Genomic DNA, 20,026 nt, shown 5'->3' on the forward strand with positions numbered 1-20,026 from the left:
CATTGAAACATTTTTTTTACACTAAAGTGCATCAACGAATTAAAAAAGATCTTCTTTGTTCTTCAAAATTTTAATAACTGAAACCTTATTGCTAACCCTACCGATGCGAATGCAGCAAAACCTGAATGAATTTGATAATTAAGGTTATTTTTACAGCAAATTAACATGTATTCAATGTTTAAACCTTACACATTCACGCTGGTCGCTCTATCTGTGCTATTCAGTTCCAGGGCTTTCGCTCAGAGTAATAACGACCCCTCAGATTACAATCCTCATGATCTGAAGATCACGGGTTACTTCCAGTTTCAATATCAGAAAGCAGCAAGACCTGGCATTTCGACATTTGCTGGAAGCGACTTCTCCGGGGAAAACGATAGTCGCTTTCTTATCCGGAGGGGGCGGTTTAAATTTGACCGGGTTGACAAGTACACTAATATCGTTTTTCAAATTGATGCGACCCAGGATGGAGTGCAATTACGGGACGCGTTCATACAGCTAAAAGATCCGTTTTTTAACACCTTTACGCTAACCGCAGGACAATTTACCAAGCCATTCGGCTATATTTTATCATACTCATCTTCAGACCGCGAATTTCCGGAACGGCCAAGGTTTTATCAGACAACAATGCCCAGCGAACGTGACCTTGGAGCCATGTTAGGCATCAGGCTTCCCAAATATAAATTCGTCAATTACGAGATTGGAGTTTTCAATGGTTCCGGAACTAATGCCCGCGATTACGATAATCGTAAGGATATCTCTACATCCCTAAAGTTTAAATTCGACTCAGTGGCCAATGTCTTAGACCTGGGCTTTGGCGCCTCTTATTATCATGGATATGTTCGGCAAAATACCAACACAGTTTTCAACAATGGACTTGCGGCCGGAATCAGAGGATTTATTCCTGAAACAAATGCCTCATTTGAGGGACAGTATGCTAAACGCCGGTACAGAGGTGTAAATCTGCAGTTGGCTTATCACGGGAACTGGGGAAAAACTTCCATTAAATCTGAATATATAACAGGCTCTCAACCCGGTGTCGCGCCATCTGATGATGTAAAGCCAGCCCGGGCAAGCAGAAGTTTTAACGAACAGCCGGAAACAGATATCTACAACAGGAAGTTTAATGGCTTCTTTGTTTGGCTGGTGCAGGAGATCCCAAAAACGCAGTTTCAGGTTATTGCTAACTATGACATTTATGACGCTAATAAATTTGTGAAGGCTACCGATATTGGAGTTCCTCTAAGTAACACGACAGCGGCAGATGTGAAGTTTGAGAACTTTGGCGCTGGCTTAGTATATTATGCAACCAAACAGATTAAGCTGGTAGTATATTATGATCATCCGATAAATGAAAATACAACTTTGCCTGATTTCGCGGACGATATCCGGGATGATGTATTTACCGCCAGACTTCAATACCGTTTCTAAACTTCTGTTGACCGAATTTAGTACTTTTATCGCCGGCACTTTGCCTGCGATTAACCAGATATACTGTGGACAAAAAGATTGAACTATTACAAGCCAAGCGTGAAGAGGCATCATTGGGCGGTGGGATTAAACGGATAGAAAGCCAGCATAAAAAAGGAAAGTTAACGGCAAGAGAGCGTTTGCACTTTCTGCTGGATGAAGGTTCATTCGAAGAGATCGGGATGCTGGTCACCCATCGGTCAACAGATTTCGGAATGGAAAAAGAACGTTATCCAGGCGATGGCGTGGTAACAGGTTACGGCACTGTTAACGGCAGGCTGGTGTATGTATTCTCTCAAGATTTCACGGTGTTTGGCGGTTCTTTATCTGAAACTCACGCGGAAAAGATTTGTAAGATTATGGATCTGGCAATTAAAAATGGTGCTCCTGTTGTTGGTTTAAATGACTCGGGCGGAGCGCGGATTCAGGAAGGGGTAGTATCACTGGGCGGTTACGCCGATATATTTTACCGTAACACCATGGCTTCTGGTGTGGTTCCGCAAATATCGGCTATCATGGGTCCCTGTGCAGGCGGAGCAGTGTATTCGCCAGCTATTACTGACTTTGTCCTGATGGTTGAAAATACATCGTATATGTTTGTAACAGGCCCAAACGTGGTTAAGACAGTGACCCATGAGGAAGTTTCATCTGAAGAGTTAGGCGGCGCCTCCACACACGCTACCAAGTCAGGGGTTACACATTTTGCCTGTGCTAATGAGATCGTAGCTATCAAGCATGTTAAGCAGTTATTGAGTTACATGCCTCAGAACTGCGAGGAACAGACTCCAGCAGAGGTTTACCAGGCTGGGGAGGAATTGCGTCCTCAGTTGAACAGCATCATGCCTGAGAATAATTCTCAGCCATATGATATTAGAGATGTTATCGGGGAAGTTATTGACTCGAATTCTTTCTTAGAAGTTCATAAGGATTTTGCTGAAAATATTGTAGTCGGCTTTGCCCGTCTGGCAGGCCGAAGCATTGGCATTGTTGCTAATCAGCCTGCTTTTCTGGCCGGCGTTCTGGATATACATTCATCAACTAAAGCCGCAAGATTCGTTCGGTTCTGCGATAGTTTTAATATTCCCCTGCTTGTGTTTGAAGATGTACCGGGCTTTTTACCGGGTACCGATCAGGAATGGAATGCGATCATTACCAATGGGGCCAAATTACTTTACGCTTTCTGCGAAGCTACAGTTCCCCGAATCACGGTGATTACCCGCAAAGCTTATGGAGGTGCATATGATGTAATGAATTCTAAGCACATTGGCGCTGACATGAATTACGCGTGGCCTACAGCTGAAATTGCCGTGATGGGTGCAAAAGGAGCTGCCGAAATCATCTTTAAACGCGAAATAGTTGCAGCTGAAGATCCTAATGAGAAGTGGCTGGAAAAAGAAAAGGAGTATTCGGATATTTTTGCGAATCCCTACCGTGCCGCTGAACGAGGCTTTATTGATGAAGTGATTGAGCCTGCAGAAACCCGGCAGAAACTTATCAAGGCTTTCAAGATGCTGGAGAATAAGGTTGTCAATAATCCGAGGAAGAAACACGGGAATATTCCTTTGTAGTTTAAAAAAAAAATTGAAAGAAATTCAACGTATCCGCAAACTTTAATGCCCCCCCTGCCTCATATAGAACAAATACGGGTGGAACTTGCCTTACGGATCAGGCATAAGGCGATGTATCCGAACGAGAGCCCGGAAGTGGTGGAACTTCCGGATGATGGAGAAGGAATTCATTTTGGTTTGTTCGACAACAATCAACTAATAAGCGTAGTATCCTGGTTTCGGAGAAGTGAGTCAGAGGCACAGTTCAGGAAGTTTGGAACGCTTGAGCAGTTTAGAAACTTGGGCTATGGGGCACATTTGATGAAATATATTATCGATTTCAGCAAGACGGAAGGAGTACAAATTTTATGGTGCAATGCACGGACAGATGCCTTGAACTTTTATAAAAGACTGGGTTTTAAGGAAACTGAAACTGCATTTAGTAAAAATGGAATAGATTACAAAATCATACAATTAGAATTACAATAACTTCAAAAAATAATTACAAACAGAATATTCAGGAAATGGCAAAAGAAAAAGAGCAAAAACATATTCCGGTAGTAACTACCCAATCCTTATCGTTTTTTGAAAAATACATCAACAACGCTTCGCCGACCGGCTATGAGTGGGAAGGACAACGTTTATGGTTAGATTATTTGAAACCGTATGTTGACGAGCACTATATTGATAATTACGGAACAGCGGTAGCCGTAATTAATCCGGACGCTCCGTACCGGGTTGTTATTGAAGCGCATGCTGATGAAATTTCCTGGTACGTTAACTATATCACTAAAGAAGGATTGATCTATGTGATTCGTAACGGTGGCTCTGACCACCAGATTGCGCCATCTAAACGGGTTAATATACATACTGATAGCGGAATTGTGAAAGCTGTCTTCGGCTGGCCTGCTATCCACACCCGTAACGGGGAAAAGGAGGAGGCTCCAACTTTAAAAAACATTTTCCTGGACTGTGGTTGCACCTCAGCAGAAGAGGTTGAAAAGCTGGGCGTACACGTTGGCTGTGTAATTACTTATGAAGATGAGTTCATGGTTCTGAATGACCGCTACTATGTTGGTCGCGCTTTGGATAACCGTGCCGGTGGTTTTATGATCGCTGAGGTTGCCCGTCTACTTAAGGAAAACAAGAAAAAGCTTCCATTCGGCTTGTATATCGTTAATTCAGTTCAGGAAGAGATAGGTTTACGCGGTGCAGAGATGATTGCCCATCGGATTAAGCCACATGTAGCAATTGTTACAGATGTAACTCATGACACGCAGACCCCTATGATTAACAAGGTCACCCAAGGCGATCTGGCATGCGGAAAGGGCCCGGTAGTATCTTATGCCCCGGCAGTACAGACCAACCTTAATAAGCTATTGATCGAAACAGCTCAAAAGAATAAAATCCCTTTTCAGCGGCAGGCCTCTTCGCGTTCTACAGGCACAGATACTGATGCTTTTGCTTATTCGAATGATGGTGTCGTTTCAGCTTTGATTTCACTTCCTCTGCGCTATATGCACACGACGGTTGAAATGATTCATAAAGAAGACGTTGATAACGTGATCAGCCTGATTTATCAATCGCTGTTAAATATTACTGTTGACCACGATTTCAGACCATTTAAATAAAAATAAGAACGGGGTGGCAGGGTTAGCTTGCCACCCTTAAAGTTTATTAATAATGAATTTTCTAAAAAAAGCAGGACTACTCGTTTTTTTGTTACCTGCATTAAACGCGGTTTCACAGGATGGGCCTTTATATCAGAAACCACCCCAATCTATAATAGATCTGGCAGATGCACCAACTACTCCCACCGTCCGCATCAGTTCTGATGGTAAATGGATGCTATTACTTGAGAGCCCTGGATTACCTTCTATTAAAGAAGTATCTCAACCAGAACTTCGGCTGGCGGGTTTAAGAATTAATCCTGCCAATAATGGAAAGAGCCGCGGTACCACATTCAATGGCATACGGCTTAAATCCGTTGAAAAAAACGAAGATTATTCTTTTTCAGGATTACCTCAAAATCCGCAGATTGATGATGTTACCTGGTCTCCGGACGAGGAAAAGATTGCGTTTACAAATAGCACAGATTCTGGCATTGAGTTGTGGATTGCTGACCTGGAGACCAGGGCTGCTAAGAGGCTAAGCTCAGTCTTCCTTAATACGGCGTATGGGAATAGTTTCATCTGGGCTCGCAATAGCAAAAGCATTTTGGCAAAGGTTATCAGCGAAGCAAGAGGAAAAGCCCCGGCGTCCTCAACGACGCCTACAGGACCGATAGTGCAGGAGAGTACAGGGAAAGCTGCGCCTTCACGCACTTACCAGGACTTGCTTAAAAATCCTTATGAGGAGTTGCTATTCGACTACTATTTCACGGCCACCTTAAAAACTGTAAGCTTGAATGGCGTTGTCACCAACTTCAGTGAACCAGGAGTATTTCGCTCATTTGAGTTTTCGCCTAATGGCGATTATTTACTTGTCGAAGCTATCAAACGTCCTTACTCTTACCTGGTGCCGGCTTACCTCTTCCCTTATACAACAGAACTTTACAGTGACAAAGGAAAGTTGGTAAAGACATTATTTAATGCGCCACTTGCTGAGAACCTACCGTCAGGGTTTGATGCTGTTGCGACAGGGCCAAGAGAGTTTGGCTGGCGTACGGATAAGGCTGCCACTTTATATTGGGTGGAAGCAATGGATGGTGGTGATCCTAATATCAGGGTTCCGCTTAGAGATATTATCTACACATTGGCCGCTCCATTCAATTCTGCACCGTTAAAACTTGCAGATTGTTACATGAGATTTAACAAGATTAACTGGGGAAATGACCAGCTGGCTATTGTTACCGAGCGTTGGTGGAAAACGAGGGCAGAACGCCGCGTTTTTATAAAACCGGGAAATGAAAGATATCGGGTCAACTTGTTTGATTTCTATTATGAGAATGCTTATGCTGATCCCGGTGTTTTTATCACAAAGAAAAACGAATACAACTTACCGGTCCTGCTGACTGAAAATCAAAATATATTTACTATCAGCGAAGGTGCGTCACCACAGGGAAACCGCCCCTTTATTTTCAAATTCAATACTAAAGCCAAAATAACTGATACTATATTTCGTTCCAAAGCTCCATATTACGAACGGCCCGTATTTTTCAGCAATAAAAAGTTTTTGATTACCAGTCGCGAAACTGTCGATTCGGTTCCTAACTATTACTATGTGGGACTTCCTGACCAAAATCATCTGGCCCTAACATCGTTCGCTGATCCATATCCACAACTTAGAGGTGTTCAAAAACAACTGCTCAACTATAAACGAAACGGCGGACTAAATCTAACCGGTACTTTGTATCTGCCCAAGGATTATGACCCTAAAAAGGGAAGACTACCTGTTTTGGTCTGGGCATACCCTCGTGAATTTAAGACTGTAGCAGCCGCTGGTCAGGTAAAAGGATCGCCTTATCAATTTACACGCATTAGTTGGGGATCGCCTGTCTATTGGGTTACCCGGGGATATGCTGTTCTGGATAATGCAGATATGCCTATAGTTGGCGAAAGCAATAAGAATCCAAATGACACTTTTGTTGATCAGATTAAATTTAACGCGCAAGCAGCAATAGATCATCTTGTAAAGATGGGCGTCGCAGATCCGAAGAGAATTGCCGTAGGTGGCCATTCCTATGGAGCTTTTATGACAGCAAATCTACTAGCCCATACAGACTTGTTTGCTGCTGGCATCGCGCGTAGCGGTGCGTATAACCGGAGCCTCACTCCTTTTGGTTTCCAGGCGGAGGAACGCAGTTACTGGGAAGTGCCGGAAGTTTACAATAAAATGTCTCCTTTTTCTTTTGCTAATAAGATTAAAGAGCCTTTATTGCTGATACACGGCGAAGCGGACAATAATTCGGGAACTTTCCCGATGCAAAGCGAACGTTTCTTTAATGCTCTTAAAGGCCATGGTGCAACAAGCCGGCTGGTTCTTTTACCGGCCGAGTCACATGGGTACAGAGCTAGAGAATCAGTTTTACATATGCTTTGGGAAATGGATCAATGGCTTGAAAGATATGTCAAAAAAGCTTCTGCAGAGACTTCAACAAAGTAAACATCTGATACAGCAAGAGAGGCAATTCGAAAATGAATTGCCTCTCTTGTTTTATAATTTTATGTAAATTCAGCACATCTTAAGATTCTCTGCATGGAAAGAGCCACCTTGTTTACTGAAAAAATAAATGCTACTTATACAACTAAAACCCCCGCTATCTATTTAGGATCGGGCATTTTAGATGGCAATATTATAGCACCTGCCGAAGTTAACTTGTCATTAAAAATGATGAACCGGCATGGACTAATCGCCGGAGCAACAGGTACCGGAAAGACACGTACACTTCAGTTAATTGCTGAGCAGCTATCGGATGCAGGAGTTCCAGTGTTTATGCTGGATGTAAAAGGTGATCTGTCAGGATTAAACCAGCCTGGCTCAACAAACCCAAAAATAGAAGAGAGGGCAACTGCTATCGGAAAGCCATTCGTACCCTCCGGGTTTCCCATAGAACTATATTCATTGTCAGGAAAGCTAGGTTCGCAAATGCGGGCTACTGTCCTCGAGTTTGGGCCTGTCCTCCTATCCAAAGTTTTGGGTCTTAATGAAACACAGGCTGGCGTTATGGCGGTTATTTTTAAATATGCTGATGATAACGAACTCGCCCTGGTTGATTTAAATGACTTGAAAAAGGTGATCTCTTATCTGGCTGACGGCTCTGGTGCTGCTGAGATTAAAGAAACATACGGTACTATTTCGACATCCACTTCGGGAACAATACTGAGGAAAATAGTCGCCATTGAACAGCAAGGACTTTCTCAACTATTTGGCGAACGTTCTTTTGATATACAAGATCTCTTCAGCAGGATAGATGGGAAAGGTGTTATCAGTCTGCTAAACATCTCCGATGTGCAGAATCAGCCCGTACTTTATTCTACATTCCTTTTAAGTTTACTGGCTGAAATATTTTACAGCATGCCAGAAGCAGGCGATCTGGATAAACCTAAACTGGTGTTCTTTTTTGATGAGGCTCATCTTTTGTTTAAAGATTCATCAAAGGCTTTCCTGGAACAAATAGAAACGGTTATCCGGCTAATCAGATCTAAGGGGATTGGCGTATTCTTTTGTACCCAGTCACCTATGGATGTACCTGAAAGCGTATTAGCTCAGCTTGGGAACCGTGTTCAGCATGCTCTGAGAGCCTTCACCCCAAATGATGTTGAAGCTTTAAGAAAAACTGCAAATACATATCCAAAATCTGATTTTTATGAAATAGACCGCGTACTTACTTCATTAGGAACCGGTCAGGCTTTAATCACAGTATTGAATGAAAAGGGAATTCCTACAGAAGTGGTAGCTACACATTTGATACCACCTCGTTCGGTAATGGGGCCGATGTCTGTGGCAGATTGCGATACTCTGCTTCAAACAAGCGAGCTATATTCTAAGTATAAAGAATCTGTGGATCCCGAGAGTGCTTACGAAATATTAACCAAACGAGTCAATGAAAAAATGGCCGAAGAGGAAACAGTGAAGGCACAGGAAGAAGAGCTGAAAAAACAAAAAGAAGAAGAACGACCCCGAAGAGGAGAAAAAAGCACGATGGAAAAAGTGATGAATGCTCCGATAACCAGGCAAATTGGCACAGCTATAGTACGTGGTTTGTTTGGAATGCTTACTGGCAAGGAACCGCGGAGCAGAAGTGGCGGCGTGTTTGGCTTTTAGATCAGTAACACGCACTCTTTATTCTTAAAGATCTTAAACATTGGGACAAATTCCTTGTTTAAAATCTGATTCTTATTTTAGCAGAATAGACCCTCATGCTAACATAAAAAATTACATGAGGGTTTGTTATTTACTTTAAAATCAAAAATTAATGAAACCCACCCTACTTATTTTAGCTGCCGGGATGGCAAGCCGTTACGGAAGTATGAAACAAACTGATGCCTTTGGCCCGAACGGTGAAACAATAATTGACTATTCAATCTACGATGCTATTCGTGCAGGCTTTGGCAAAGTGACTTTTATAATACGTGAAGAATTTCTGGATAGCTTTAAATCAATATTTGAACCGAAACTGCAAGGTAAAATTGAAACGGATTATGTGTTTCAGAGCTATGACTTAACTCCCTTTGGCATTGACAAAACAATTGAAAGACAGAAGCCCTGGGGTACTGGTCACGCTGTATTAGCTGCCCGTAACCAGATAAATGAGCCGTTTTGTGTGATTAACGCGGACGATTTTTATGGATATGATGCCTTTGAGAAAATGGCTAGGTTCCTGACAAATGAAGTTCGGGATGACTATTACTCCTTGATGGGGTATGAAGTTGATAAAACATTGTCTGAATATGGTTCTGTATCCAGAGGGATCTGTAAAGTAAATGCAGAGGGAAACCTTGAAGAGATTAACGAGCGTACGAAAGTCTACATGAAGGACGGTGTGATTGTTTATGAAGATGATAATGGCAACACCACGCCTCTACATGAGGATGCCAGAGCGTCAATGAACTTTTGGGGATTCACTCCAGCGATCTTCGCTCAAAGTGAAAAAATGTTTAAGAAGTTTGTCGAAGAGAATGAAAATAGTCCTAAAGCAGAGTTTTTTATTCCTTTAATGGCTGAAGGGCTAGTTAAAAGTGGTGAAGCTAATTTTAAAGTTATTCCGACTTCCTCTAAATGGTTTGGAGTGACTTATAAAGAAGACAAGCCAATTGTAATGCATAGTCTTGCAGAGCTGGTTTCTAATGGCTCGTATCCGGAAGATCTGTGGAAGCAGACTGAAAACTTAAATGTCAGATAGATTGCAGAAGAATTGAACTTTCTTGGGAACCTTTATAAAAAGAAAAACCCCGGTCAAGTTGACCGGGGTTTTTCTTTTGGAATCTTTACTCTATTACTTTTTATCGTCTTCTTTTACTTCCTCGAAGTCAACATCAGTAACTGAATCGCCCGCATCCTGATGAGCCTGGCCGTCTGGCTGAGCTTGTTCAGCACCGCCTGCTGGAGCACCTTCCTGAGTAGCTTTATACATCTCTTCAGATGCAACATTCCAAGCTTCTTGTAGCTGCGTTTGAGCAGATTCAATAGCATCAAAGTTTTTGGAAGCATGAGCTTCTTTCAGCTTAGCTAAACCTTCTTCGATTGGTTGCTTTTTATCAGCAGAGATCTTATCACCGTATTCCTTCAACTGCTTCTCAGTAGAAAAGATCAGAGCATCAGCTGCGTTTAGCTTTTCAACTTCCTCTTTTGCTTTTTTATCTGATTCAGCGTTCGCTTCAGCTTCATCTTTCATTCTCTTGATTTCTTCGTCAGTTAAACCTGAAGAAGCTTCAATACGAATCTTCTGTTCCTTATTTGTTGCTTTATCTTTGGCAGCAACATGCAGGATGCCATTAGCATCTATATCAAAGGTTACTTCAATTTGAGGAATACCGCGTGGCGCAGGTGGAATACCATCTAAGTGGAACCTACCGATTGTACGGTTTTGGTTTGCCATTGGACGCTCACCTTGTAAGATATGAATCTCCACCGAAGGCTGATTATCGGACGCAGTAGAGAAAGTCTCAGATTTCTTACTTGGGATGGTCGTATTAGATTCAATCAGTTTAGTCATAACACCACCCATCGTTTCGATACCTAATGAAAGCGGAGTAACATCTAATAATAGTACATCCTTAACTTCACCAGTTAATACGCCACCCTGAATAGCGGCACCGATAGCAACCACTTCATCAGGGTTTACTCCTTTTGACGGGTCTTTGCCAAAGAACGCTTTAACAGCTTCCTGGATTGCTGGAATACGAGTAGAACCACCTACTAAAATAATTTCATCGATATCAGAAGTCTTCAAACCTGCATTCTTCAAAGCAGTTCTACAAGGTTCAATAGTACGTTTAACCAGGCTGTCAACTAATTGCTCAAATTTAGCACGGGTTAATGTTTTAACAAGGTGTTTAGGCATTCCATCACCTGCAGATATATACGGCAAGTTGATTTCGGTCTGGGTAGTGCTTGACAACTCTATTTTAGCTTTCTCAGCGGCTTCTTTCAAACGCTGTAATGCCATTGGATCTTTTCTAAGATCAATGCCTTCATCGCTTTTAAATTCATCTGCTAACCAATCGATAATAGTTGCATCAAAGTCGTCACCACCAAGGTGAGTATCACCATCAGTAGATTTCACTTCAAAAACACCATCGCCTAGCTCCAGAATGGACACGTCATGTGTACCACCACCGCAGTCAAAGACCGCGATCATCATATCTTTATGAGCTTTGTCTAAACCGTAAGCTAGTGCAGCAGCGGTGGGCTCGTTGATAATCCGGCTAACCTTTAAACCCGCAATTTCACCAGCTTCCTTCGTGGCCTGACGTTGAGCATCGTTGAAATAAGCAGGAACAGTAATTACTGCTTCATTTACCTCATGTCCTAAGAAATCTTCTGCAGTTTTCTTCATTTTCTGCAATATCATCGCAGAAATTTCCTGTGGGGTATACTTGCGGTCATCAATTGCCACCCGGGGTGTGTTGTTATCGCCTTTAACAACTGTATAGGGAACGCGTTCCATTTCTTTTGTAACTTCATTGAAGTTATTACCCATGAAGCGCTTAATAGAAGAGATCGTTTTCGTAGGGTTAGTAATCGCCTGACGTTTTGCAGGATCACCCACCTTGCGTTCCCCGTTGTCTACGAAAGCGACAATCGATGGAGTAGTACGCTTACCCTCACTGTTGGAAATAACTACAGGCTCATTACCTTCCATTACTGCCACACATGAGTTTGTGGTTCCTAAGTCAATACCAATGATTTTTGACATGTTAATATATACTTTAGTTTTTAAAATTTAATTCGATAGCTACTACCTTGTATCAAGGGATGTGCCAACTGGCATTAGACACGTCATGACAGGAATTTGACAACATCTACGTCAGGTAAGACTTATGTAAAAATGACAGGATGTCATAAAAAACAAATATTCAGCTTTACCAAAACCTCGTAAAACAAAAAACCCGCTTATTTAAGCGGGTTGAAGTATTCTTTAGAAAGATTACTCTCCTTTCTTCTCCTCAGATTCTGCTTCAGATGAAGCTTCAACTTTCGTTTCAGACGTTACTTCTTCCTTCTCAGCTTTTGGAGCATCTGTTGTTGTCTTCTTTGCTTTTGCACCACGACGACGAGTTGTTTTCTTTTCAGCAGCGACTTCGCCGGTAGTATAAAGTTCATTGTAATCAACAAGTTCGATCATCGCCATAGAAGCATTATCACCTAAACGATTACCCAGTTTAAGAATACGAGTATAACCGCCAGGACGAGTTGCTACCTTTTCTGCAATATCTCTAAACAACATTGCTACTACTTCTTTATCCTTCAAGTAACTGAAAGCCGTACGACGTGAATGTGTAGTATCAGTTTTAGACTTAGTGATTAGTGGCTCTACATATGTACGTAATGCCTTTGCTTTCGCAAGCGTAGTTGTGATACGCTTGTGAAGGATAAGCGAAGAAGCCATGTTAGATAGCATCGAACGACGATGACTGTCTGTACGACTTAAGTGATTAATTTTTTTACCGTGTCTCATTTGTTTGTTTTGTTGTGCACGTGCATACCGTCAGTCGACCTTTGCAGGGACCGGGAATTATGCCGTTCGCTTATTATTCTTCGTCTAATTTAAATTTCGAAAGATTCATCCCAAAAGACAATCCCTTTGATTTAACTAAATCCTGAATTTCCGTTAAAGATTTTTTACCAAAATTTCTGAATTTCAACATATCTGCTACATCATATGATACTAGATCAGCTAATGAGCGGATGTCTGCCGCTTTCAAGCAATTTAATGCACGTACAGAAAGGTCAAGATCAACTAATTCCATTTTAAGTATTTTACGCATGTGTAAAATTTCCTCGTCGACTTCCTTAGTTTCTTCTTTAGCCTGAGATTCAAACATGATGTTCTCATCCGAGAATAACATGAAGTGATGAATCAGGATTTTAGCAGCCTCTTTTAAAGCTTCTTCCGGATGTATGGAACCGTCAGTTGTGATATCAAGAATTAACTTCTCGTAATCCGTCTTTTGCTCAACCCTGAAGTTTTCAATGGTATACTTAACGTTCTTTATCGGGGTATAAATAGAGTCAATTGCGATAACACCTACAGGTGCATCAGCATTCTTGTTCTCCTCCGCTGGAATGTAACCACGACCCTTGTTTACTGTAAGTTCAATTTCCAGAGTAACAGAGGTTTCCATATTACAAATTACCATATCAGAATTTAATACGGTAAAGTTATTTGAGAACCTTGAAATGTCACCGGCTTTGAACTGATCCTGACCATTAATGATCACGAATATTTTTTCAGAATCTCCAGTATCTCCAATTTTCTGTAAACGTACCTGCTTTAAATTTAAGATGATCTCAGTTACATCCTCAACCACACCTTTGATAGTCGAGAACTCGTGAGAAACACCTGAAAGCCGAACAGAAGTTATCGCAAAACCTTCCAGAGAAGATAATAGGATCCGACGTAAAGCGTTACCGATAGTAACACCAAACCCAGGCTCTAATGGTCTGAATTCAAAAGTGCCGTCGAAATCCGTAGATTTCTGCATGATAACTTTATCAGGTTTCTGAAATGCTAAAATTGCCATTTAATTATTGCTAATTGTAATTGTTAAATTTATTTGTAACAGGCCTTTCCCATAAAAGGAAAGATACCGATTACTTAGAGTACAATTCGACGATAAGATTTTCCTTGATATTTTCAGGAATCTCCTCGCGACTTGGATAATTCAGGAACTTACCGGTTAAGGTATTAGCATCCCACTCTAACCAACTATATTTATTTATTGTACGGCCAGCTACAGATGTAGTAATAGCTTCCAATGATTTCGAACGTTCACGAACAGCAACAACGTCCCCGGCACGTAGTGCGTAAGATGCGATATTCACAATTTCGCCATTAACAGTAATGTGCTTATGACCCACGAGCTGACGGGCAGCAGAACGGGTTGGAGCAATCCCTAAACGGTAAACTGTATTATCTAAACGAGCTTCTAAGAATTTCAATAGAAACTCTCCGGTGATGCCAGATTTTGCCGATGCTTTATCAAATAGGTTTTCAAAGTAGCGTTCCAATACACCATAAGTATATTTAACTTTTTGCTTTTCCATTAACTGCACAGCAAATTCTGATTGCTTTCCTCTTTTTCTGGAGGTCCCGTGCATTCCCGGCGGGTAATTTTTTCTTTCTAATGCCTTATCAGGACCGAAAATTGGTTCTCTGAATCTACGGGCAATTTTGGACTTCGGTCCGGTATATCTAGCCATGGTAATTTGCTTTTAAAGTATCATCCCAACCTGATGTTGAGAGAATCTTAGCTTTAAAACTGATTAATTGAAATATTAAACTCTTCTTCTTTTTGGAGGACGACAACCGTTATGCGGAAGTGGGGTAATATCCTGAATGGTTGTTACCTCAATACCTGAAGTTTGTAAAGTACGAATAGCTGATTCACGACCAGATCCAGGACCTTTTACATAAACCTGCACTTTACGCAAGCCCAGATCGTGTGCTACTTTAGCACAATCACCAGCAGCTTGACCAGCAGCGTATGGAGTGTTCTTCTTAGAACCTTTGAAACCCATCTTACCAGCAGACGACCATGATATGGTTTGACCCTGAGTGTTGGTTAAGGTAATAATGATATTATTGAATGTAGCGTTTACATGAGCTTCGCCGATGGGCTCTACAATTACAACACGCTTTTTGGTTACTTTTTTAGTCTTAGCCATTATCTATCAATTCTTATTTAGTAGCCTTTTTCTTGTTTGCAACAGTTTTACGCTTACCCTTACGTGTCCGTGAGTTGTTCTTGGTACGCTGACCACGAACTGGTAATCCTTTACGGTGACGTAAACCGCGGTAACATCCAATGTCCATTAAACGTTTAATGTTTAATTGAACCTCAGAACGTAAGGCCCCTTCTACTTTAATTTCGTCGTTAATTAAACCACGAATTGCTGCTAACTGATCATCGGTCCATTCTTCTACCTTCACATCATAACTGATACCTGCGGTGTTCAAAATGCGCTGTGCAGTTGCCTTGCCGATACCGAAAATGTAAGTAAGTCCGATCTCTCCTCTTTTGTTTCTTGGTAAATCAATACCTGCTATCCTTGCCATATTTTTATTTAGCGATTTAAGATTTACGATCCGGATTCACTTATTACAAATCGTTTCCGTAAACCCATGATCAAAGTTTTCTTAACCCTGACGTTGTTTATACTTCGGGTTTTTCTTGTTGATCACATAAAGTACACCCTTACGGCGAATGATCTTACAATCAGCACTACGCTTTTTTATTGATGCTCTAACTTTCATCTGTTTGTTATTATTCTTTATCTGCCTGACAAACCATTATGACTCAAACCGAATCACTACTGCCTGCCTTATTTATACCTGTATGTAATTCTACCTTTACTCAAATCATAAGGTGACATTTCCAGTTTCACCTTGTCCCCTGGTAAGATCTTAATGTAATGCATCCGCATTTTACCTGAAATGTGAGCGATGATCTCATGTCCATTTTCTAACTCTACGCGAAACATCGCATTAGATAATGCTTCTCTTATAATTCCGTCTTGCTCAATCGAAGCCTGTTTGGCCATATATTTTACTGGTCTTTACTCTATTAACCCGTTGCCTGCCAGATGCAAAGCCATCCGTACGGGGACGCAAAATTAAATAAAAATATTCACTTTTTATTTAATTTGTTCCAAAACTTCTTCAACATAACTAAACGTTGTTAGAATGTCTGGTTTCCCTTTCTTAATCGCAACAGTATGCTCATAATGGGCTGATGGTTTGCCATCTGTAGTGCTTACAGTCCATCCATCGCTCCAAAACTTTACCCCTGGCCTTCCGGCATTGATCATAGGTTCAATAGCTATAACCATTCCTTCTTCCAATTTCACTCCCGAGCCACGTTTTCCATAATTAGGCACTTCCGGCTTTTCATGAAGCTTATGTCCTACCCCGTGTCCAACGAGTTCTTTAACTACTCCAAAACCATTGCTCTCAGCATGCTGCTGAACTGCAAAGGCGATGTCGCCAATGCGCATACCAACAATCGCTTTCTCAACTCCCAGATCTAAACACTCTTTAGTAACCTGTAAAAGCTTCAAAGTTTCTGGGTTAACTTCACCGATAGTGAAAGTATATGCAGAATCTCCTACAAACTTATTCAGGACGGCACCACAATCAACCGAGACTATATCTCCGTCCTTAAGAACATAGGAGCTTGGGAACCCGTGTACAACCTGATCGTTAAGCGAAATGCAAAGAGAGTAAGGAAATCCGTTATAGTTCAAAAACGCTGGAACTCCACCATGATCCCTAATAAAGGTCTCAGCAAGCTTGTTCAACTCTATAGTTTGAATCCCAGCCTTAATCACTTTAGCAACTTCACCAAGTGTTCTCGAAACAAGTAAAGAACTTTTTCTTATGAGTTCTATCTCTTCGATAGACTTATAAATAATTTTTGACATGACCCTTATATTACCGGTCCACCGGCAGCAACCTGAGTACGGCCTTTCACTCTCCCTGTCTTCATCAATCCATCATAATGACGCATTAACAAATGGCTTTCGACCTGTTGTAATGTATCCAATACAACACCCACTAAAATTAAAAGCGATGTGCCTCCGTAAAATTGAGCAAATTGACTATTAACACCCATAACAGTTGCAAGCGAAGGAAGTATAGCTACAAAAGCAATTGCAATAGAACCAGGTAACGTAATCTTAGAAATTACCCCATCCATATACTCACCAGTTGCTTTACCTGGTTTAATCCCAGGAATAAATCCACCATTTTTCTTCATATCGTCAGACATTTGCACCGGGTTAACGGTTATTGCTGTGTAGAAGAACGTAAAGGCAATGATCATTATAGCAAACGTAAGATTATACGTCAAAGAAGTATAATCACTAAAGGAAGCTAGAAACGATGATTGGGCTTCGGGAAAGAACTGGCCTATTGTTGCAGGAACAAACATAATCGCTTGCGCAAAAATGATCGGCATAACCCCGGCAGCAGTAACTTTTAATGGAATGTACTGACGTACCCCACCATATTGCTTATTCCCCACAATTTTCTTCGCGTATTGCACAGGAATCTTTCTTACACCTTGCACAATCAAAATGGTAAACATAACCACCAGGAATAAAGCTGCCATCTCTACAATAATTGTAATCAAGCCACCTTGCCCGCCCATACGGGAAGTTACCTCTGCAGCAGCACCAAATGGAAGCTGAGCAATGATACCAACCATAATGATCAAAGAAATACCATTTCCAATTCCCTTATCCGTTATCTTCTCACCTAACCACATAACAAAGAGGGTTCCGGCAGTTAAAATAACCATGGAACAAATTGTAAATAGTGGCTCAGACATCAAGCGAGCGTCAGCACTGATCTGAGACCGTACATAACCTATCGCCTGAAGAGCAGTAATACCAATGGTCAAATAACGAGTAAACTGCGTGATTTTTTTCCGACCACTGTCTCCTTCTTTCTGTAGCTTCTGAAAATATGGAACAGTAGTTCCTAAAAGTTGTACTACAATAGATGCGGAAATATAAGGCATTACACCCAACGCAAATATTGATGCCCTGGAGAATGACCCACCTGCAAACATGTTCAACAAACCAAGCAAACCGTCTTTTGCCTCGGCCTGCAAAGTTGCATGATTTACACCAGGCAACACAATAAATGAACCTATCCTGTAGATTAAAAGACAAAAGAGCGTGAATAAAATTCGCGATCTTAAGTCTTCAATTTTCCAGATGTTCTGTAATGTTGTGAACAGCTTCTTCATGTATTACAATTTAACTATCGCACCACCAACAGCCTCTATTGCTTTCTGAGCAGTAGCTGAAAACGCATGAGCGGTAACATCTAATTTAACTTTCAATTCTCCACGTCCCAGTACTTTAACCAGGTCGTTTTTAGAAGCTAAACCATGCTCTCTGAAAGTATCGAAATCGATCGTAGTCAGGTTATACTTCTCAGACAAAGCCTGAAGAGCATCTAAGTTAATTGATACATATTCAGTACGGTTAATAGGATTGAAACCTACTTTAGGTACACGACGTTGCAAAGGCATTTGACCACCTTCAAAACCTACTTTGCTTTTATATCCTGAACGGGATCCAGCACCCTTGTGCCCCCGGGTAGATGTACCACCACGGCCCGAACCGGTACCACGGCCAATACGTTTTCTATTTTTTGTTGAACCTTCTGCAGGTTGTAAATTACTTAAGTTCATGACTAGATACTTTCTACTGCTACTAAATGATTGACTTTTCTAACCATGCCGATAATGGCCGGATTAGCTTCAACCTCCACAGAGTGGTTGATTTTCCTTAAACCTAACGCTTGCATGGTTCTTTTCTGGCGTTCGCTTCTATCGATAACGCTTTTGATTTGAGTTATTTTAATCTTGGCCATGATGATTATCCGTTAAATACTTTGTTTAAATCCACACCACGGTTCTGAGCTACCGTATAAGCGTCACGTAATTGTGATAATGCTAATACAGTTGCTTTAACCACGTTATGCGGGTTAGAGGATCCTTTTGATTTTGCAAGTACATTATGTACACCAGCACTTTCCAATACCGCACGCATCGCACCACCTGCTATAACACCGGTACCTGGAGCTGCTGGCTTAATAAATACAAAACCACCAGAGTATTTACCATACTGCTCATGAGGAATTGTACCGTTAATTACCGGAACCTTTACCAGATTTTTCTTTGCATCATCAATTCCTTTAGCAATTGCTTCAGTAACCTCTTTTGCTTTCCCAAGTCCGTAACCAACCACACCGTTTTCATCACCTACCACAACGATAGCTGAAAAACTGAAGGTACGCCCACCCTTGGTAACTTTGGCAACACGCTGGATGCTCACTAAGCGATCTTTCAATTCAATTTCGCTAGTCTTTACTCTTTTTATATTGATTGTTGACATCTTCTTGTTTTAAACGGTGCTTAGAATATTAAACCAGCTTCACGTGCGCCTTCTGCTAATGACTTAACACGACCGTGATACAAATAACCATTTCTGTCGAATACAACCTGGTTAACGCCGGCCGCTATTGCTTTCTCAGCTACAGCCTTACCTACTGCTTTAGATTGCTCAGACTTATTTCCGTTTGCAGTAAAATCTTTTGATAAAGATGATGCTGAAACGATGGTTTTGCCGCTTAAATCGTCAATAACTTGAGCGTAAATTCCTTTGTTACTTCTGTAAACAGATAAACGTGGGCGCTCAGCAGAACCGGTTAATCTTTTTCTGATTCCTTTTTTAATTCGCTCTCTGCGAGATAATTTAATTCCTGCCATTATGATTATTTTTTAGCAGCTGATTTACCAGCTTTTCTTCTTAATATTTCACCAACAAACTTCACACCCTTACCTTTGTACGGCTCTGGAGCACGTAACGAACGTATTTTAGCTGCTACTTGACCTAACAATTGCTTGTCGATGCTTTCTAATATAATTATCGGGTTCTTACCTTTTTCTGCGGTAGTCGTTACATTAATCTCTTTAGGTAACTGAAACACATAATGGTGAGAGTATCCTAATACAAGGTCTAATGTATTACCCTGGTTTGTTGCGCGGTAACCAACACCAACTAACTCTTGCTGAGTTTTGTATCCTTCAGTAACACCAATAACCATGTTATTGATTAACGAACGATACAAACCATGCAATGCTTTATGGCGTTTCTGCTCTGACGGACGGTCAACTGTTAAAGTGCCGTCTTCCTGAGCGATTGACATTTCAGGATCTATTTGTTGGGTTAACTCGCCTTTAGGGCCTTTAACGGTAACAATATTGTCATCTGAAACACTTATAGTAACTCCACTTGGAATACTGATCGGGGCTTTTCCTATTCTTGACATC

22 protein-coding genes are annotated in these 20,026 nt (G+C 41.3%); 7 read left to right on the plus strand and 15 right to left on the minus strand.

Going from position 1 to position 20,026, the window contains the following annotated elements; genetic code table 11:
- Nucleotides 1-174: 174 nt before the first annotated feature.
- The 7 genes from AC1MCB_RS13100 (at nucleotide 175) to AC1MCB_RS13130 (ending at nucleotide 9,858) form a co-directional block, all read left to right on the plus strand.
- Nucleotides 175-1,428 (plus strand): porin, encoded by a 1,254-nt coding sequence (locus tag AC1MCB_RS13100; protein WP_479965166.1) that lies wholly within the window; start codon nucleotides 175-177, stop codon nucleotides 1,426-1,428.
- A 65-nt stretch (nucleotides 1,429-1,493) separates the two neighbouring features.
- A complete protein-coding gene (locus AC1MCB_RS13105) occupies nucleotides 1,494-3,035 on the plus strand; it encodes an acyl-CoA carboxylase subunit beta (RefSeq protein ID WP_479965167.1) in 1,542 nt (513 codons plus the stop codon).
- A gap of 45 nt (nucleotides 3,036-3,080) precedes the next feature.
- On the plus strand, nucleotides 3,081-3,503 hold the full coding sequence (locus tag AC1MCB_RS13110; protein ID WP_479965168.1) for a GNAT family N-acetyltransferase: 423 nt from the start codon (nucleotides 3,081-3,083) through the stop codon (nucleotides 3,501-3,503).
- 35 nt (nucleotides 3,504-3,538) lie between these two features.
- Nucleotides 3,539-4,645 carry a M42 family metallopeptidase gene (locus tag AC1MCB_RS13115; RefSeq protein ID WP_479965169.1) on the plus strand — a complete coding sequence of 369 codons (1,107 nt, stop codon included), beginning with the start codon at nucleotides 3,539-3,541 and terminating at the stop codon, nucleotides 4,643-4,645.
- 52 nt (nucleotides 4,646-4,697) lie between these two features.
- Nucleotides 4,698-7,118 carry an alpha/beta hydrolase family protein gene (locus tag AC1MCB_RS13120; protein ID WP_479965170.1) on the plus strand — a complete coding sequence of 807 codons (2,421 nt, stop codon included), beginning with the start codon at nucleotides 4,698-4,700 and terminating at the stop codon, nucleotides 7,116-7,118.
- Between the two features lie 93 nt (nucleotides 7,119-7,211).
- Nucleotides 7,212-8,780 carry a helicase HerA-like domain-containing protein gene (locus AC1MCB_RS13125; RefSeq protein ID WP_479965171.1) on the plus strand — a complete coding sequence of 523 codons (1,569 nt, stop codon included), beginning with the start codon at nucleotides 7,212-7,214 and terminating at the stop codon, nucleotides 8,778-8,780.
- 151 nt (nucleotides 8,781-8,931) lie between these two features.
- A complete protein-coding gene (locus AC1MCB_RS13130; RefSeq protein ID WP_479965172.1) occupies nucleotides 8,932-9,858 on the plus strand; it encodes a nucleotidyltransferase family protein in 927 nt (308 codons plus the stop codon).
- 93 nt (nucleotides 9,859-9,951) lie between these two features.
- Here the strand turns inward: AC1MCB_RS13130 and dnaK are convergent, their stop codons facing one another.
- From dnaK to rplF, 15 genes are all read right to left on the minus strand, one after another.
- Nucleotides 9,952-11,874, minus strand: coding sequence for a molecular chaperone DnaK (gene dnaK / locus AC1MCB_RS13135; protein WP_479965173.1), 1,923 nt, complete (start codon nucleotides 11,872-11,874; stop codon nucleotides 9,952-9,954).
- A 231-nt stretch (nucleotides 11,875-12,105) separates the two neighbouring features.
- Complete coding sequence (gene rplQ, locus AC1MCB_RS13140) at nucleotides 12,106-12,636, minus strand: 50S ribosomal protein L17 (protein WP_479965174.1); 531 nt, start codon at nucleotides 12,634-12,636, stop codon at nucleotides 12,106-12,108.
- A gap of 73 nt (nucleotides 12,637-12,709) precedes the next feature.
- Nucleotides 12,710-13,702, minus strand: coding sequence for a DNA-directed RNA polymerase subunit alpha (locus tag AC1MCB_RS13145; RefSeq protein WP_479965175.1), 993 nt, complete (start codon nucleotides 13,700-13,702; stop codon nucleotides 12,710-12,712).
- A 70-nt stretch (nucleotides 13,703-13,772) separates the two neighbouring features.
- A complete protein-coding gene (gene rpsD / locus AC1MCB_RS13150) occupies nucleotides 13,773-14,381 on the minus strand; it encodes a 30S ribosomal protein S4 (RefSeq protein ID WP_479965176.1) in 609 nt (202 codons plus the stop codon).
- 75 nt (nucleotides 14,382-14,456) lie between these two features.
- Nucleotides 14,457-14,846 carry a 30S ribosomal protein S11 gene (rpsK, locus tag AC1MCB_RS13155; RefSeq protein WP_479965177.1) on the minus strand — a complete coding sequence of 130 codons (390 nt, stop codon included), beginning with the start codon at nucleotides 14,844-14,846 and terminating at the stop codon, nucleotides 14,457-14,459.
- Nucleotides 14,847-14,859: 13 nt separating this feature from the next.
- On the minus strand, nucleotides 14,860-15,237 hold the full coding sequence (gene rpsM, locus AC1MCB_RS13160; protein WP_479965178.1) for a 30S ribosomal protein S13: 378 nt from the start codon (nucleotides 15,235-15,237) through the stop codon (nucleotides 14,860-14,862).
- A gap of 81 nt (nucleotides 15,238-15,318) precedes the next feature.
- Nucleotides 15,319-15,435 (minus strand): 50S ribosomal protein L36, encoded by a 117-nt coding sequence (gene rpmJ / locus AC1MCB_RS13165; RefSeq protein ID WP_036678297.1) that lies wholly within the window; start codon nucleotides 15,433-15,435, stop codon nucleotides 15,319-15,321.
- Nucleotides 15,436-15,503: 68 nt separating this feature from the next.
- Nucleotides 15,504-15,722 carry a translation initiation factor IF-1 gene (gene infA / locus AC1MCB_RS13170; protein WP_026897900.1) on the minus strand — a complete coding sequence of 73 codons (219 nt, stop codon included), beginning with the start codon at nucleotides 15,720-15,722 and terminating at the stop codon, nucleotides 15,504-15,506.
- 93 nt (nucleotides 15,723-15,815) lie between these two features.
- Nucleotides 15,816-16,601 carry a type I methionyl aminopeptidase gene (gene map, locus AC1MCB_RS13175; protein WP_479965179.1) on the minus strand — a complete coding sequence of 262 codons (786 nt, stop codon included), beginning with the start codon at nucleotides 16,599-16,601 and terminating at the stop codon, nucleotides 15,816-15,818.
- Between the two features lie 5 nt (nucleotides 16,602-16,606).
- On the minus strand, nucleotides 16,607-17,932 hold the full coding sequence (gene secY / locus AC1MCB_RS13180; RefSeq protein ID WP_479965180.1) for a preprotein translocase subunit SecY: 1,326 nt from the start codon (nucleotides 17,930-17,932) through the stop codon (nucleotides 16,607-16,609).
- A gap of 3 nt (nucleotides 17,933-17,935) precedes the next feature.
- On the minus strand, nucleotides 17,936-18,382 hold the full coding sequence (gene rplO / locus AC1MCB_RS13185) for a 50S ribosomal protein L15 (RefSeq protein WP_479965181.1): 447 nt from the start codon (nucleotides 18,380-18,382) through the stop codon (nucleotides 17,936-17,938).
- A gap of 2 nt (nucleotides 18,383-18,384) precedes the next feature.
- Nucleotides 18,385-18,564 carry a 50S ribosomal protein L30 gene (gene rpmD, locus AC1MCB_RS13190; protein ID WP_163402601.1) on the minus strand — a complete coding sequence of 60 codons (180 nt, stop codon included), beginning with the start codon at nucleotides 18,562-18,564 and terminating at the stop codon, nucleotides 18,385-18,387.
- A gap of 5 nt (nucleotides 18,565-18,569) precedes the next feature.
- Entirely contained in the window at nucleotides 18,570-19,088 is a 519-nt protein-coding gene (gene rpsE / locus AC1MCB_RS13195; protein WP_479965182.1) for a 30S ribosomal protein S5, read from the minus strand.
- 20 nt (nucleotides 19,089-19,108) lie between these two features.
- On the minus strand, nucleotides 19,109-19,462 hold the full coding sequence (gene rplR, locus AC1MCB_RS13200; RefSeq protein WP_479965183.1) for a 50S ribosomal protein L18: 354 nt from the start codon (nucleotides 19,460-19,462) through the stop codon (nucleotides 19,109-19,111).
- A gap of 5 nt (nucleotides 19,463-19,467) precedes the next feature.
- Nucleotides 19,468-20,025, minus strand: a complete 558-nt coding sequence (gene rplF / locus AC1MCB_RS13205; protein WP_479965184.1) for a 50S ribosomal protein L6 — start codon at nucleotides 20,023-20,025, stop codon at nucleotides 19,468-19,470.
- Nucleotide 20,026: the final 1 nt, after the last annotated feature.

The sequence above is a fragment of the Daejeonella sp. AP26 genome (assembly GCF_056680515.1).

What these genes read in the sequence shown, in the direction of transcription:
- AC1MCB_RS13100 (WP_479965166.1), top strand. Translation starts at nt 175, where the DNA reads ATGTTTAAACCTTACACATTCACGCTGGTCGCTCTATCTGTGCTATTC.
- AC1MCB_RS13110 (WP_479965168.1), top strand. Translation starts at nt 3,081, where the DNA reads ATGCCCCCCCTGCCTCATATAGAACAAATACGGGTGGAACTTGCCTTA.
- AC1MCB_RS13115 (WP_479965169.1), top strand. Translation starts at nt 3,539, where the DNA reads ATGGCAAAAGAAAAAGAGCAAAAACATATTCCGGTAGTAACTACCCAA.
- AC1MCB_RS13120 (WP_479965170.1), top strand. Translation starts at nt 4,698, where the DNA reads ATGAATTTTCTAAAAAAAGCAGGACTACTCGTTTTTTTGTTACCTGCA.
- AC1MCB_RS13125 (WP_479965171.1), top strand. Translation starts at nt 7,212, where the DNA reads ATGGAAAGAGCCACCTTGTTTACTGAAAAAATAAATGCTACTTATACA.
- AC1MCB_RS13130 (WP_479965172.1), top strand. Translation starts at nt 8,932, where the DNA reads ATGAAACCCACCCTACTTATTTTAGCTGCCGGGATGGCAAGCCGTTAC.
- dnaK (WP_479965173.1), bottom strand. Translation starts at nt 11,874, where the DNA reads ATGTCAAAAATCATTGGTATTGACTTAGGAACCACAAACTCATGTGTG.
- rplQ (WP_479965174.1), bottom strand. Translation starts at nt 12,636, where the DNA reads ATGAGACACGGTAAAAAAATTAATCACTTAAGTCGTACAGACAGTCAT.
- AC1MCB_RS13145 (WP_479965175.1), bottom strand. Translation starts at nt 13,702, where the DNA reads ATGGCAATTTTAGCATTTCAGAAACCTGATAAAGTTATCATGCAGAAA.
- rpsD (WP_479965176.1), bottom strand. Translation starts at nt 14,381, where the DNA reads ATGGCTAGATATACCGGACCGAAGTCCAAAATTGCCCGTAGATTCAGA.
- rpsK (WP_479965177.1), bottom strand. Translation starts at nt 14,846, where the DNA reads ATGGCTAAGACTAAAAAAGTAACCAAAAAGCGTGTTGTAATTGTAGAG.
- rpsM (WP_479965178.1), bottom strand. Translation starts at nt 15,237, where the DNA reads ATGGCAAGGATAGCAGGTATTGATTTACCAAGAAACAAAAGAGGAGAG.
- rpmJ (WP_036678297.1), bottom strand. Translation starts at nt 15,435, where the DNA reads ATGAAAGTTAGAGCATCAATAAAAAAGCGTAGTGCTGATTGTAAGATC.
- infA (WP_026897900.1), bottom strand. Translation starts at nt 15,722, where the DNA reads ATGGCCAAACAGGCTTCGATTGAGCAAGACGGAATTATAAGAGAAGCA.
- map (WP_479965179.1), bottom strand. Translation starts at nt 16,601, where the DNA reads ATGTCAAAAATTATTTATAAGTCTATCGAAGAGATAGAACTCATAAGA.
- secY (WP_479965180.1), bottom strand. Translation starts at nt 17,932, where the DNA reads ATGAAGAAGCTGTTCACAACATTACAGAACATCTGGAAAATTGAAGAC.
- rplO (WP_479965181.1), bottom strand. Translation starts at nt 18,382, where the DNA reads ATGAACTTAAGTAATTTACAACCTGCAGAAGGTTCAACAAAAAATAGA.
- rpmD (WP_163402601.1), bottom strand. Translation starts at nt 18,564, where the DNA reads ATGGCCAAGATTAAAATAACTCAAATCAAAAGCGTTATCGATAGAAGC.
- rpsE (WP_479965182.1), bottom strand. Translation starts at nt 19,088, where the DNA reads ATGTCAACAATCAATATAAAAAGAGTAAAGACTAGCGAAATTGAATTG.
- rplR (WP_479965183.1), bottom strand. Translation starts at nt 19,462, where the DNA reads ATGGCAGGAATTAAATTATCTCGCAGAGAGCGAATTAAAAAAGGAATC.
- rplF (WP_479965184.1), bottom strand. Translation starts at nt 20,025, where the DNA reads ATGTCAAGAATAGGAAAAGCCCCGATCAGTATTCCAAGTGGAGTTACT.